Here is a 14,529-nt window from a genome sequence, read left to right as displayed (position 1 = left end):
GGTTGCTTTCTGCTCGCGTACGGGTGACCCGGATGTCTGTGCTACTCGGTAGCCTCCCCCCGGATCACCGCCAGCACTCCGTCCAGTTCGTCAGGCTTCACAAGAACGTCACGAGCCTTCGATCCCTCACTCGGCCCGACGATGTTCCGCGACTCCATCAGGTCCATCAGCCGCCCGGCCTTGGCGAACCCCACCCGCAGCTTGCGCTGGAGCATCGACGTCGACCCGAATTGGGTGGAAACCACCAGCTCAGCGGCCTGGCACAACAGATCGAGGTCATCGCCGATGTCCTCGTCGATCTCCTTCTTCTTGGCCGTCCCGACGGTGACGTCGTCCCGGAAGACGGGCGCCATCTGGTCCTTGCAGTGCTGGACGACGGCCGCGACCTCCGCCTCGGTCACGAACGCGCCCTGCATGCGCACCGGCTTGTTGGCGCCCATCGGCAGGAACAGTCCGTCGCCCTTGCCGATCAGCTTCTCGGCGCCCGGCTGGTCGAGGATGACCCGGCTGTCGGCGAGCGACGAGGTGGCGAACGCGAGCCGGGAGGGCACATTGGCCTTGATCAGGCCGGTGACCACATCGACGGACGGGCGCTGGGTGGCGAGCACCAGATGGATGCCTGCCGCGCGGGCGAGCTGGGTAATGCGGACGATCGAGTCCTCCACATCGCGCGGCGCGACCATCATCAGGTCCGCCAGCTCGTCGACGATCACCAGCAGATACGGGTACGGCGCCAGCTCGCGCTCGCTGCCCTCCGGTGAGCTGACCTTGCCGCTGCGCACCGCCTCGTTGAAGTCGTCGATGTGCCGGAAGCCGTAGGCCGCGAGATCGTCGTAGCGCAGGTCCATCTCGCGCACCACCCACTGCAGCGCCTCGGCGGCCCGCTTGGGGTTGGTGATGATCGGCGTGATCAGATGCGGGATGCCCTCGTACGCGGTCAGCTCGACGCGCTTGGGGTCGACCAGCACCATCCGGACGTCCTCCGGCGTGGCCCGCACCATGACCGAGGTGATCAGGCAGTTGATGCAGGAGGACTTGCCGGAGCCGGTGGCACCGGCCACCAGGACGTGCGGCATCTTCGTCATATTGGCCATGACGTAGCCGCCCTCGACGTCCTTGCCGAGCGCCACCAGCATCGGATGCTCATCGCCCGCGGCGTCGGCCAGCCGCAGCACATCGCCGAGGTTGACCATCTCGCGGTCGGTGTTGGGGATCTCGATGCCGACCGCGGACTTGCCGGGGATCGGGCTGATGATGCGGACGTCGGGGCTGGCCACCGCGTAGGCGATGTTCTTGGCCAGCGCGGTGATCTTCTCGACCTTGACGGCCGGGCCGAGCTCGACCTCGTAGCGGGTGACCGTCGGGCCCCGGGTGAAACCGGTGACCGCGGCATCGACCTTGAACTCCTGGAAGACCGTGGTCAGCGCGGTCACTATGGCGTCGTTCGCGGCACTGCGGGTCTTGCCGGGCCCGCCCCGCGAGAGCAGGTCCAGCGAGGGCAGCGAGTAGGTGATGTCGCCGGACAGCTGGAGCTGCTCGGCGCGGGCCGGCAGCTCGCCCGAGTGCTCCGGCGGGGCCTTGGTGAAGTCCGGCACGGCGGGCGTGCGCTCGGCCGCGGGCGGCTCCGCGCCGCGGGCCGGCGGCACCGTGCCGCTCTCCCCCGCGGTGTCCTCGCCGTCGTGGCCCCGGCGCTCCCCGGAGATGCTGCTGCTGAGGCCGGCGACGAGCGGTGAGGGCTGGACGCCGTGCAGCACCGCGCCGTCCAGCGCGGCGGCGGCCGCGGCGGCGACATCCACCGCGTCCATCGGCCGGTCCGGGGCGGGCGGTGCGGAGGTCCGGCGCGGCCGGCGCCGCTTGGCCAGGGCCGCTTCCTCTATCGCGTCCGGATCGTTCGCGGCCGGTGCGGCGGCGCTGCGGCGCGGCTTGCGGGCGGGCTGCTCGCGCCACTCCTCCGCATAGTCCTCGACTTCGTCGTAGTCCTCCTCGGCCACCACGGGGTGCACCACACCGAGCTTGATGCCGAGCGCCCGCAGCCGCTGCGGGATGGCGTTCACCGGCGTCGCGGTGACCACCAGCAGCCCGAAGAGGGTGAGCAGCGCCAGCAGCGCCACCGCCAGGGTCTGTCCGACGGTGAAGATCAGCGGCTTGGACGCGACCCACCCGAGATAGCCGCCGGCGTCCTGTATGGCGGCCAGACCGTCGTCCCGGCCCGGCGAGCCGCAGGCCATCGCGACCTGCCCGAGGACGCCGACGACCAGGGCGGACAGCCCGATGACGATCCGGCCGTTGGCCTCCGGCTTCTCAGGGTGCCGGATGAGGCGTACAGCGATGCCGCCCAGCAGTATCGGCACGACCAGATCGAGCCGGCCGAACGCCCCGGTCACCAGCAGTTCGACGAGATCGCCCACCGGGCCGCTGAGATTGGACCAGGTACCCGCCGCGATCACCAGCGCCAGCCCGAGCAACAACAGTGCCAGCCCGTCCTTGCGGTGCGCCGGATCGAGGTTCTTCGCGCCGCGGCCCACACCGCGGAACATCGCCCCGATGCCGTGCGCGAGCCCCAGCCAGCAGGCGCGGGCGAGGCGGTAGACACCACCGGTGGGTGACGGCGCCGGTTTGGGAGCGGGCTTCTTGGCGGGGGCCCTCTTGGCCGGTGCCTTCTTCGCCGCCGCCTTCTTGGCCGGTGGCTTGGCGGGCGATTTCTTCGCAGCGGTCTTCTTGGCGGCGCCCACGGTCCGTCCGGCGCGCTGCTTCGAGGGGCCCGCCGTGCTCTGGGTTCCCTTGCCGGACGTACGTGAGGCCATGGCGACGAGATTACAGGCGAAAGCAGGCATGACACGAGCGCACGGCGCTTCACCCGAACGTGTCGCGCGCCCGTCTCATGAAGGGGCGTCAGTTCACCCCGTGGCGCTTCCCGACCCCGGCTCCAGGGCGTCCAGTGCCCTGCGCAGTCCGGTCAGTTTGCGCTCCAGATGCGCCGCGGTGGCCACCGCCGCCGCGTCCGCCGTCTCGTCCAGCTGCTTGGACAGCGCCTCGGCCTGCTCCTCGACCGCGGCCAGCCGCGCGGAGAGCTCGGCGAGCAGCCCCGCGGACTCCCTCGCCTCGTCGGCGCTCGGCCGCCCGCCCTCCAGCTGCAGCCTCAGCAGGGAGGCCTGCTCCCGCAGTTGGCAGTTCTTCATGTACAGCTCGACGAACACCGAGACCTTGGCCCGCAGCACCCACGGATCGAACGGCTTGGAAATGTAGTCCACCGCGCCGGCCGCGTATCCGCGGAAGGTGTGATGCGGGCCGTGGTTGATGGCCGTGAGGAAGATGATCGGGATGTCGCGGGTCCGCTCGCGCCGCTTGATGTGCGCGGCGGTCTCGAACCCGTCCATCCCCGGCATCTGCACATCGAGCAGAATCACCGCGAAATCGTCCGTGAGCAGTGCTTTGAGCGCTTCCTCCCCGGACGATGCCCGCACCAGTGTCTGATCGAGCGCAGAGAGGATCGCCTCCAGCGCCAGCAGATTCTCCGGCCGGTCATCGACCAGGAGGATCTTGGCCTTCTGCACCATGGCCCGTCCTCCTCGCCCCGGCATGGAACCGGACGCCGCCCCAGGGGACGACTCCGTCACGCCGCCCGTCCTTGTGCCGGTCATGGTAGCTGCACCCCGCCTGTCGCCACACCCTGTCACCGCGATGTCACTGTGCACGTAGCAGAAACGCAGACAGAGACCAGAAGGTTCCCCGTATCCCACGCTTCCACACGTCCACGGCAACACTGAGTCAGCACGCGATGATCCCCTTACGCCTCCATACTGGACGCTCCGTCACTCCGCGCGCATCCATTGCTCCATGACCGACAACAGATGATCGGTATCCACCGGCTTGGTCACGTAGTCGGAGGCTCCGGAGTCGATGCTCTTCTCCCGGTCGCCCTTCATCGCCTTCGCGGTCAGCGCGATGATGGGCAGTCCGGCGAACTGCGGCATCCGGCGGATCGCCGCCGTGGTCGCATAGCCGTCCATCTCCGGCATCATGATGTCCATCAGGACCAGGACGATGTCGTCGTGCTGCTCCAGCACCTCGATGCCCTCGCGCCCGTTCTCCGCGTACAGCACCGACAGCCCGTGCTGCTCCAGGACACTGGTGAGCGCGAAGACATTGCGGATGTCGTCATCGACGATCAGCACCTTCTCGCCGTGGAAACCGCCCTCGAAGGCCGGGTCCACCAGATCCTGGCCGTTGCCGATCCAGGGCTCCTCCGCGGGTGCCTGCGGGGCCGGCTGCGGCGGCGCCTGCGGGGCCGGCTGCGGAGCCGGGGACGGCTGCCGCCCGGAGAGCTCGAAGCGCCGCGGGGTCCCGGAAATCGCCCGGCGGCGGCGCCGGTTGAGACTGGAGCCCTGCTCGTGGTCCAGCTGCTCCTCGGCCTCCTGCTGCCCGACCTCCACCTCGCGCGCCTCCGCGTCCATCGCGATCCCGCCGGCCACCAGCTGCGGGTAGCCCTGCGGCGGCAGCCCGCCCGGGTTGTGCGGCAGGTAGAGCGTGAACGTGGAGCCGCGGTTGGGCTCGCTCGCGGCATGGATCTCGCCGCCCAGCAGCCGGGCGATCTCCCGGCTGATGGACAGCCCCAGGCCCGTACCGCCGTACTTGCGGCTGGTCGTGCCGTCCGCCTGCTTGAACGCCTCGAAGATGACCCGCATCTTGCTGGACGCGATGCCGATACCGGTGTCGGTCACCGAGAAGGCGATCATGTCCGCGTCCGGGTCGCGCAGGGAACCGTGCTCCAGCAGCTGCTCCCTGATCGCCACCGGAACATCCGCACCGGCCGGCCGGATCACCAGCTCGACGGCGCCGCTGTCGGTGAACTTCACCGCGTTGGACAGCAGATTGCGCAGCACCTGCAGCAGCCGCTGCTCGTCGGTGTGCAGCGTCGCCGGCAGCTCCGGGGAGACCCGCACGGAGAAGTCGAGTCCCTTTTCCGCGGTGAGCGGCCGGAACGTCGCCTCCACGTAGTCGACGAGCTGGACCAGCGCGATCCGCGTCGGGCTGACGTCCATCTTGCCGGCCTCGACCTTGGACAGGTCCAGAATGTCGTTGATCAGCTGGAGCAGGTCGGAACCGGCGCCATGGATGGTTTCGGCGAATTCGACCTGCTTCGGGGAGAGATTCCCCTCGGCATTATCGGCCAGCAATTTGGCCAGAATCAGCAGGGAGTTGAGCGGCGTACGCAGCTCGTGCGACATGTTCGCCAGGAACTCCGACTTGTAGCGCATCGAGACCGCGAGCTGCTCGGCACGCTCCTCCAGGACCTGCCGCGCCTCCTCGATCTCGGTGTTCTTCACCTCGATGTCGCGGTTCTGTGCGCGCAGCTGCTCGGCCTTCTCCTCCAGCTCGGTGTTGGACAGCTCCAGCGCCTTCTGGCGGCTCTCCAGCTCGCCCGACCGCTCCTTGAGCTGCTCGGTCAGCTCCTGCGACTGCTTGAGCAGCACCTCGGTCTTGGTGTTCACCGAGATGGTGTTGACGCTGGTCGCGATCATCTCGGCGATCTGGCTGAGGAAGTCCTTCTGGATCTGGGTGAACGGCTGGAAGGACGCCAGCTCGATCACCCCGAGCACCTTGTCCTCGAACAGCACCGGCAGCACGATCACATTCGCCGGCGGCGCCTCACCCAGCCCGGAGGCGATCTTGAGATAGCCGGACGGGACGTTCTCCACCAGGATCGTGCGCCCCTCCTCCGCGGCCGTGCCGATCAGCGTCTCGCCCGGCCGGAAGGTCGTCGGCATCCCGCCCATGGCGTAGCCGTACGAGCCCATCAGCCGCAGCTCGTACGCGCCGGCCTCGCCGCCGTCCGCGCCGATCTCCTGGCTGTCGGGCTGCGCCGCGAGGAAGAACGCGCCGTGCTGGGCGGAGACCGCGGGCGAGAGCTCGCTCATGATGAGCGTGGCGACGTCCTTGAGGTCGCGCCGGCCCTGCATCAGACCGGAGATCCGGGCGAGATTGCCCTTGAGCCAGTCCTGTTCCTCGTTGGCGAGGGTGGTCTCCCGGAGCGTGGAGATCATGGTGTTGACGTTGTCCTGGAGCTCCAGGATCTCGCCGGCCGCGTCCACATCGATACGGACGTTGTGATCGCCGAGGGTGACCGCCGCGGCGACCGCGGCGATGGCCCGCACCTGACGGGTCAGGTTGCCCGCCATCTCGTTCACCGATTCGGTCAGGTCCCGCCAGGTACCGGCCACACCGCGCACCTGCGCCTGCCCGCCGAGCTGGCCTTCCGTACCCACCTCGCGGGCCACCCTGGTGACCTGTTCGGCGAACGACGAGAGCTGGTCGACCATCGTGTTGATGGTGGTCTTCAGCGCGAGGATCTCGCCCCGCGCATCGATGTCGATCTTCTTGGTCAGATCACCCTTGGCAATGGCGGTGGTGACCATGGCGATGTTGCGGACCTGGCCGGTCAGGTTGTTGGCCATCGAGTTCACGGACTCGGTGAGGTCCTTCCACGTACCGGCGACGCCGGGGACGCGGGCCTGACCGCCCAGGATGCCGTCGGTGCCCACCTCACGGGCCACCCGGGTGACCTCGTCGGCGAACGACGACAGCGTCGTGACCATCGTGTTGACCGTGTCGGCGAGCTGCGCGACCTCGCCGCGCGCCTCGACTGTGACCTTCTTGGTCAGGTCTCCGTTGGCGACCGCCGCCGAGACCTGGGAGATGTTGCGCACCTGGATGGTCAGGTTGTTGGCCATCAGGTTCACGTTGTCGCTGAGATCCAGCCAGATACCGGTGGCACCCGGCACCCGCGCCTGACCGCCCAACTGCCCCTCGGTGCCCACTTCACGGGCCACCCGGGTCACCTGCTCGGCGAATGACGACAGCTGGTCGACCATCGTGTTGACGGTCGTGACCAGTTCGAGGATCTCGCCCTTGGCGTCGACGGTGATCTTCTTGGAGAGATCACCGCGGGCCACCGCGGTCGTCACCTCGGCGATGTTGCGCACCTGCGAGGTCAGGTTGTTCGCCATGAAGTTGACGGACTGGGTGAGGTCCTTCCACGTACCGCTGACGCCCTGCACCTCGGCCTGGCCGCCCAGGATGCCCTCGGTGCCCACCTCGCGGGCGACCCGGGTGACCTGCTCCGCGAACGAGGAGAGCTGGTCGACCATGGTGTTCAGGGTGTTCTTCAGCTCCAGGATCTCGCCCCGGGCGTCCACGTCGATCTTCTGCGACAGATCACCGCGCGCGACCGCCGTGGCGACCTGCGCGATGTTCCGGACCTGAGCCGTCAGGTTGCCGGCCATGCCGTTCACGGAGTCGGTCAGATCGCGCCAGACACCCGCGACGCCCGGCACCTGTGCCTGGCCGCCCAGCCTGCCGTCCGTACCGACCTCCCGGGCGACCCGGGTGACCTGGTCGGCGAAGGCGGAGAGCTGATCCACCATCGTGTTGATGGTGTTCTTCAGCTCCAGGATCTCGCCGCGCGCGTCCACGTCGATCTTCTGCGACAGGTCGCCCCGGGCGACCGCCGTCGTCACCTGCGCGATCTGCCGCACCTGTGAAGTCAGGTTCCCCGCCATGAAGTTGACGGAGTCGGTCAGTTCCTTCCAGGTGCCGCTGACGCCGTCCACCCGGGCCTGGCCGCCCAGCCGGCCCTCCGTGCCCACGTCCCTGGCCATCCGGGTGACCTGGTCGGCGAACGAGGACAGCTGATCCACCATGGTGTTCACGGTGTTCTTCAGCTGCAGCATCTCGCCGGAGACATCGACGGTGACCTTCTGCGACAGATCACCGTTGGCCACCGCGGTCGTGACCTGCGCGATGTTGCGCACCTGCCCGGTCAGGTTGCGGAAGGCGGTGTTCACGGAGTCCGTGAGGTCCTTCCACGTCCCCGCGGCACCGGGCACCGCCGCCTGGCCGCCCAGCTCGCCCTCGACGCCGATCTCCCGCGCCACGCGCGTCACTTCGGCGCCGAACGACGACAGCTGACCCACCATCGTGTTGACGGTGTTCTTCAACTCCAGCATTTCACCGGCCACATCGACGGTGACCGTCTGCGAGAGATCACCGTTGGCGACCGCCGTCGTCACCTGCGCGATGTCCCGCACCTGCGCCGTCAGGTTGCGGAAGGCGGTGTTCACCGAATCGGTGAGGTCCTTCCACGTACCGGCCGCGCCCGGCACCTGCGCCTGACCGCCGAGCTGGCCCTCGGCGCCGACCTCGTTCGCCACCCGCGTCACTTCGTCCGCGAAGGTCCGCAGCGTCTCGGTCATGGTGTTGATCGTGTCGGCCAGCTGCGCGACCTCGCCGCGTGCACTGACCGTGACCTTCTGCGACAGATCGCCGTTCGCGACGGCGGTGGTGACCTGGGCGATCCCGCGCACCTGCGCGGTGAGGTTGCCGGCCATGAGATTGACCGAATCCGTCAGGTCCTTCCACACGCCGGCGACGCCGGGGACCTGCGCCTGACCGCCGAGTTCGCCCTCCGTACCGACCTCGCGGGCGACCCGCGTCACCTCGGAGGCGAACGAGGAGAGCTGGTCCACCATCGTGTTGACGGTGTTCTTCAGCTCCAGCATCTCGCCGGCGACATGGACGGTCACCTTGCGCGACAGATCACCCTTGGCCACCGCGGTGGTGACGAGAGCAATGTCACGCACCTGCGCCGTCAGACGGGACGCCATGGTGTTGACGGATTCCGTGAGGTCCTTCCACGAACCCGACATTCCGCGCACCCGCGCCTGACCGCCGAGCTTGCCCTCCGTACCGACCTCACTGGCCACTCTCGTGACCTCGTCGGTGAACGCGGAGAGCTGATCCACCAGCCCGTTGACCGTACGGCCGACCTTCAGGAATTCACCCCTCAGGGGGTGCTCCGAAGAGCTGTCCGAACTGCGCGAGCGCAGATCCATCCGCTGTTCCAGGTCGCCCTCGGACACCGCCGACAGCACCCGTCCCACCTCGGAGACGGGCCGTACGAGGTCGTCGACCAGCGCATTCGAGGCGTCGATGGCCGCGGCCCAGGAGCCCTCGGCGGCGCCGACCTCCAGCCGTTCCGTGAGCTTTCCCTCACGGCCGACGACCCGGCGCACCCGCGCCAGCTCGCCCGTGAGATGCAGATTGCGGTCCGCCACCTCGTTGAAGACCGCCGCGATCTCCGACATGACGCCATCGCCGGAAACCGTGAGCCGTTTGCGGAAGTTCCCGTCCCGCATGGCCACCAACGCGACCAACAGCCGATTCAGCGCAGCCGTATCCACTTCGGTCGTCCCGTTGTTCCGGGATCGTCCGCCTTTCGCGCGTGTGCTTGCGCCCCGCGCCGCTGCGCCAGACTCCACGTTGTCCCTCCCGCAGGGTCGACCGTTCTACCCGGGCTTTCTCTTGATACTTGCCCAGTGTTTCACCATGGCTCAACCAGGCCATAACAGTTCGGCAGCATCGCACACCGTCCCGGTGCACGATTGGGGCGGAAACACACGTGACCGGCATCCTTGGGTGCGGCGAAGGTAAGTAACCTGGCATACGGCTGTCCACCGCCCCGGCCATCGAGCGCCGGCGGTGGGGCGAGCACAACAGGTATTCGGAGGGGCGCCGCGACCATGGGGGAGCAGATCACCGACACACGCATGAGGAGACCAGTGATCACCGCGCGGGCCGCCGCAACCTTCGAGCCGGTCGGGCGCTCGGTCGCCACTGCCCGTGCATTCGTCCGCGACACTCTCCAGGGCTGGGGCTGCGCCGACATCGTCGACGACGCCGTCGTCCTGACGAGTGAGCTGGTCACCAACGCCGTGGTGCATGCCGGCACCGCCGCCGATGTGCTGTGTCTGCGCAACGACGGCGGAGTACGGATCTCCGTCGCCGACCGCTACCCCGAACGGGAGATTCCGCTCCAGAACGCCGTCCAGGTCGTCGTCCACCCCGACCGCGAGGGCGGCCGCGGCCTGCTGCTGTGCGGCGCACTGGCCTCCCGCTGGGGCGTCGAGTACACCGCCGCACAAAAACACGTGTGGTTCCAGCTCGATCTCCCCGAGCGCCCGGCCGGCACCCGTTCCGCGGGCCCCGCGCTGCCCGTCGACGCCCTCCCGGTCACCGACGCCCGCGTCCGCGTCGCCGTGATCCAGATCGACCGCGGCGGCTGCGTCAGTTTCTGGAACGAGGACGCCCAGGACCTCTTCGCCTACGACCCCGAGCAGGTCATCGGCAAACCGCTCACCGACTTCGCCGCCTGGCCGCACACCCCCGGCACCGGCACCGGCATCGTCGAGGCGCTCCAGCTGTCCCGCTGGGAGGGCTCCTACGGCATAAGGGGCGCCGACGGCCGGGTCGTCCCCGTCTACGCCTCCCACCTGCGCGTCCGCGACGCCGACGGCGAGGCCTCCACGGTCTGCCTCCTGGTGCGCGACCACGAACGCGCGATCCTGCAGAGCCCCCAGCGCACACCCGCCCCGGACGCCGCCTCCCAGACCGCCCAGTCGGAGGGACGCCCCTCCGACCCGTTCGAGGTCTTCATCGGCTCCCCGGCCCCGGACGACCTCGACGGCCTGCTCCAGCGCACCGTCGAACGCGCCCGCGACATGCTCGACGGCGATGCCGCCTACCTCCTCCTGGCCACCGACGACGAGACCGAGCTGGAGGTCCGCGCCTCCACGGGCCTGCCCTCCGCCCGGCAGCGGTTCGCCCGCGTCCCCGTCGAGGCCGGATCCGGACGCTACGGCTCCGCCCGGATGCCCGCCGTCCACGAGGACCTCACCGCCGTCCCCGGCGCCGTCCCCCTCCTCAGCGGCACGGGCATGCGCTCGGTCGTCACCGTCCCGCTGAAGGTCGAGGGCCGGCTGACCGGCTCCCTCGGCGTCGCCGCGGAGGGCGCCGGCCGCTACACGAACGAGGAAGCGCTACGGCTCCAGTTCGCCGCCGACCGCATCGCCCTCGCCGTCGAACGCGCCCGCCTGACCGAGCTGGAGAAGCTGCGCCGCGGCTCCCTCTCCTTCCTCGTCGAGGCCTCCGACCTGCTGGCCGGCACCCTCGACCGCGACCAGACCCTGGCCCTGATGGCGCAGATGACGGTCCCCACCCTCGCCACGTGGTGCGCCGTCTACACCGTCGCCGACCAGACCTCCGAACCCGAACTCTCGTATGTCCTGCACGAGGACGAGGACCGGATCGACGGCCTCAAGACCCTTCTGATGAAGGTCGATCCGCCCGAGCCGGTGCCCACCCCCGGCGCCCGTGTGTGGACCGCCCCCAGCGACGCCGCCCACGACGCCGCGCTGCGCACCTCGATGCGCAGCCTGGGCCTGGGCAACTCCGCCCGCCCCTCCACCGGTCCGGGCGCCACGCTCGCCACCGCCTCCGCCGTCGGCGGTGAGACCGTCGTGCTCCCCCTCGTCGCCCGCAACCGTGTCATCGGCATGCTCACCCTGGGCAAGCCCACCGAGGAACACTTCCGCCAGGAGATCCTGGAACTCGCCGAGGACCTCTCCCGCCGGGCCGCGCTCGCCCTCGACAACGCCCGCCTCTACTCCGAGCGGACGGCCATCAGCCAGTCCCTCCAGCGCAGTCTGCTGCCCCCTGAGCAGCCCGAGATCCCCGGTGTGGAGGTCGAGGTCATCTACCGCGCGGCCGGCGAGGGCAACGAGGTCGGCGGCGACTTCTACGACATCTTCCCGATCCGTGACGGCGTCTACGGCTTCGCCATCGGCGATGTCTGCGGTACGGGCCCGGAAGCCGCCGCCGTCACCGGCCTGGCCCGGCACGCGCTGCGCCTGCTCGCCCGCGAGGGCTTCGGCGGCCCCGCCGTCCTGGAGCGCCTGAACGCCGCCATCCTCGACGAGGGCGCCCGCAGCCGCTTCCTGACGCTCCTGTACGGCGAACTGTGGCCACAGGACGACGGCAGCGCCGTCCTCAAGGTCGTCTGCGCGGGCCATCCCCTCCCGCTCCGGCTGCGCCAGGACGGCACGGTCGAACCGGCCGCCGAACCCCAGCCGCTCCTCGGCGTCATGGACGACCTGGAGCTCTACGAACAGACCGTCACCCTCGACCCCGGCGACGTCCTGCTGTGCGTGACCGACGGCGTCACCGAACGCCGCGAGGGCACCCGCATGCTCGGCGACGACGGCCTCACCGACGTCCTGACGACCTGTACGGGGCTGACCGCCGGCGCCGTCGCCACCCGCGTACTGCGCGCCGTGGAACGCTTCGCCGCCGAACCCGCCTCCGACGACATGGCCATCCTCGCCATGCGCGTCCCTGAGTTCCAGGCAGGCTGACCAGGGGGGCAGCGGCCCGTGTGAACCGGATCACAGCCCACCGGCCGCTCCTCCTCCCCCCACCTGCACCCTTGCGTACGGTGCAGGGCACCCTTGCCCGCCCTGCACTGGAGTCATCCCCAACGGCCGCCCACGATACGGACCATGACTTCCACACCCGCCGGCTCGCCCGGCGATCTGCTGGCCGTCGTCAGCCAGACCGGTCCGACCGTCACCTTCTTCGACGCCGCCACCCACGAACGCCTCCAGGTGCTGCAACTCCCGCCGCAGCCCCACGAACTCTGCTTCGACCCGGACCACCGGCTGCTGTACTGCGCCAGCACCTACCGCTCCGGCTTCTACCACGCCCACGAAGGCCGGGCCCACCGGATCACCGTCATCGACGTCGACACCCGCACCATCGTCGACACCCTCGACACCACCCCCGACCACGCCCCGCACGGCCTGGCCCTCGACCGCGCCCGCGGCCGCCTGTACGTCAGCGTCGAGGCCACCGACACCGAGCCCGGCGGCGTCCTGGTCATCGACACCCGCACCCACGCCCGCCTCGGCCGCATCTCCACCATGGCCCCCGGCCCGCACTGGTTCGCCCTCACCCCCGACGGACGGTACGGCTACGCCACCAACAAGGAGGCCCCGTTCGTCTCCGTCGTCGACCTCGACCGCGGGGAGTGCACCGGCCGCATCCCCGTCCCCGGCAGCGAGGGCCTCACCATCGCCCCCGACGGCCGTCATGCCTACGTGGCGGCTCCCAAGGCCGACTTCGCCGCCCCGTCCTCGGCACCGACGGGTATCCGCGTCATCGACACCGCCACCCACGAAGTCATCCGCACCCTCCCCACCAAGGGACAGGTGATACCGGTGCACGCGACCTCGACCGGCCTGCTCCTCGCCGGCGAACTGCGCCCGGACACCACACCCGGCGGACCGCTCGGCGCCCAACTCCCCGGAGCCCTGACCGTCTTCCACGCCGATACGCTCACCCCCATCGGTGAGGTCGAGGTCGGCCGGCTCCCCCTCACCATCACCTCCTCCCCCGACGGCCGCCTCGGCTATGTCTCCGGAAATGTCTCCAGCACCGTGACCGTCGTCGACCTCACCACCCTCAGCCCGCTCGCCACCCTGGAAGTCGACCGCACCGACATCCCCGGCGCGCACGGCCTGGCCTATATCGAATCCCCGCAAGGCTGACGCGTACCGCGGCTACCGCGTCCGCATACGACAAAGGCCCCCGCCACTTGGCGGGGGCCTTTCTCCTCTGGAGCCCCAATACGGAATCGAACCGTAGACCTTCTCCTTACCATGGAGACGCTCTGCCGACTGAGCTATTGGGGCGCGGCAGCGGAATAGATATTACCCCAACTCGGCGACAGGTTCGAACCGCCGGGCACCACTCGCTAAAAGGCCGGCTGCAGCAATCCGCCCAGCGCGTTGCACGCACCGACCATCTTGTGCAGCTCCCGCCGCGACATCCCCGCATGCACGGGCAGCGCCAGCGTCTCGTCCACGGCCCGCTCGGTCTGCGGCAGAAACACATCCCGCCGCAGCCCCGGCATCCGGTACACCGGCGCCAGCACGGGCACCCTGCACGCCACACCCTTGGCCCGCAACGTCCGCGCGAACGCGTCCCGGTCCGGCCGCCCGTTGCCCGGCACCCGCACCACGTACTGCTCGTAGGTGTGCCCCGCCGCCGGCGTCGGCGTGCGGACCCCGTTGAGCCTGCCGTCCAGATACGCCGCATGCGCCCGCCGCAGGTCCGCGCCCTCCGGGTCCGCCCCGGGCTCGTCCTCCACCAGCACCAGCAGGCCGTGCCGCTGCCCCACTTCGCGGATCCAGCCGGCGTCCGCCCGCCGCCCGAAGCGGTTGACCGCCACGACAGCGGCGGTCTGACTGGTCACCACGTCCGCCACGGCGGCCGGATCGAGGCAATAATTGTCGCCGTCCACATCGGCGAACACCGGGACCGCGCCCAACTCCACCACGGCCCGGGCCACTTCGGCGCTTCCATACGCCGGCACCACGACCTCATCACCCGCACGCACACCGGCCGACTTGAGCGTTCCTACTGTCCGCATGAAACGGATCCTGGTCAGCTGAGATGAACGTCGAGTGACGCCCACCACCCGGGGGGCAGAACAAAAAAGCTCCGGTCCCTGAACCAAAGGTTCAGGGACCGGAGCTGAAAAATTGTTCGGCGGCGTCCTACTCTCCCACAGGGTCCCCCCTGCAGTACCATCGGCGCTGAAAGGCTTAGCTTCCGGGTTCGGAATGTAACCGGGCG

The 14,529-nt window shown here is 69.5% G+C and carries 6 protein-coding genes, 1 tRNA gene and 1 rRNA gene; 2 read left to right on the top strand and 6 right to left on the bottom strand.

Translation table 11 applies throughout. The features are described from left to right. Positions 1-41 precede the first annotated feature (41 nt). The 3 genes from AB0C46_RS18425 to AB0C46_RS18415 form a co-directional block, all read right to left on the bottom strand. Complete coding sequence (locus AB0C46_RS18425) at positions 42-2,804, bottom strand: DNA translocase FtsK (protein ID WP_362828841.1); 2,763 nt, start codon at positions 2,802-2,804, stop codon at positions 42-44. 93 nt (positions 2,805-2,897) lie between these two features. Continuing rightward, the gene (locus AB0C46_RS18420) at positions 2,898-3,557 is read right to left on the bottom strand and encodes a response regulator (protein WP_362828840.1); all 660 of its coding nucleotides are present in this window, start codon (positions 3,555-3,557) and stop codon (positions 2,898-2,900) included. A gap of 255 nt (positions 3,558-3,812) precedes the next feature. Next, positions 3,813-9,317 (bottom strand): HAMP domain-containing protein, encoded by a 5,505-nt coding sequence (locus AB0C46_RS18415; RefSeq protein ID WP_362828839.1) that lies wholly within the window; start codon positions 9,315-9,317, stop codon positions 3,813-3,815. A 288-nt stretch (positions 9,318-9,605) separates the two neighbouring features. Here AB0C46_RS18415 and AB0C46_RS18410 point away from each other — a divergent pair, with 288 nt between their 5' ends. Together AB0C46_RS18410 and AB0C46_RS18405 are read left to right on the top strand one after the other, a co-directional pair. Continuing rightward, positions 9,606-12,248, top strand: a complete 2,643-nt coding sequence (locus AB0C46_RS18410) for a SpoIIE family protein phosphatase (RefSeq protein WP_362828838.1) — start codon at positions 9,606-9,608, stop codon at positions 12,246-12,248. A gap of 144 nt (positions 12,249-12,392) precedes the next feature. After that, on the top strand, positions 12,393-13,439 hold the full coding sequence (locus AB0C46_RS18405; protein ID WP_362828837.1) for a YncE family protein: 1,047 nt from the start codon (positions 12,393-12,395) through the stop codon (positions 13,437-13,439). A 68-nt stretch (positions 13,440-13,507) separates the two neighbouring features. Here the strand turns inward: AB0C46_RS18405 and AB0C46_RS18400 are convergent. The 3 genes from AB0C46_RS18400 to rrf all read right to left on the bottom strand — a co-directional run. Continuing rightward, positions 13,508-13,583, bottom strand: a tRNA-Thr gene (locus tag AB0C46_RS18400). A gap of 62 nt (positions 13,584-13,645) precedes the next feature. After that, positions 13,646-14,323, bottom strand: coding sequence for a DegT/DnrJ/EryC1/StrS family aminotransferase (locus tag AB0C46_RS18395; protein WP_362828836.1), 678 nt, complete (start codon positions 14,321-14,323; stop codon positions 13,646-13,648). A gap of 114 nt (positions 14,324-14,437) precedes the next feature. Next, positions 14,438-14,529: ribosomal RNA gene (gene rrf, locus AB0C46_RS18390) — 5S ribosomal RNA — on the bottom strand; the annotation flags it as partial.

The sequence above is a fragment of the Streptomyces sp. NPDC048637 genome, assembly GCF_040650675.1.
Lineage (GTDB): Bacteria > Actinomycetota > Actinomycetes > Streptomycetales > Streptomycetaceae > Streptomyces.
This window is presented reverse-complemented; position numbering and strand designations above follow the sequence as displayed.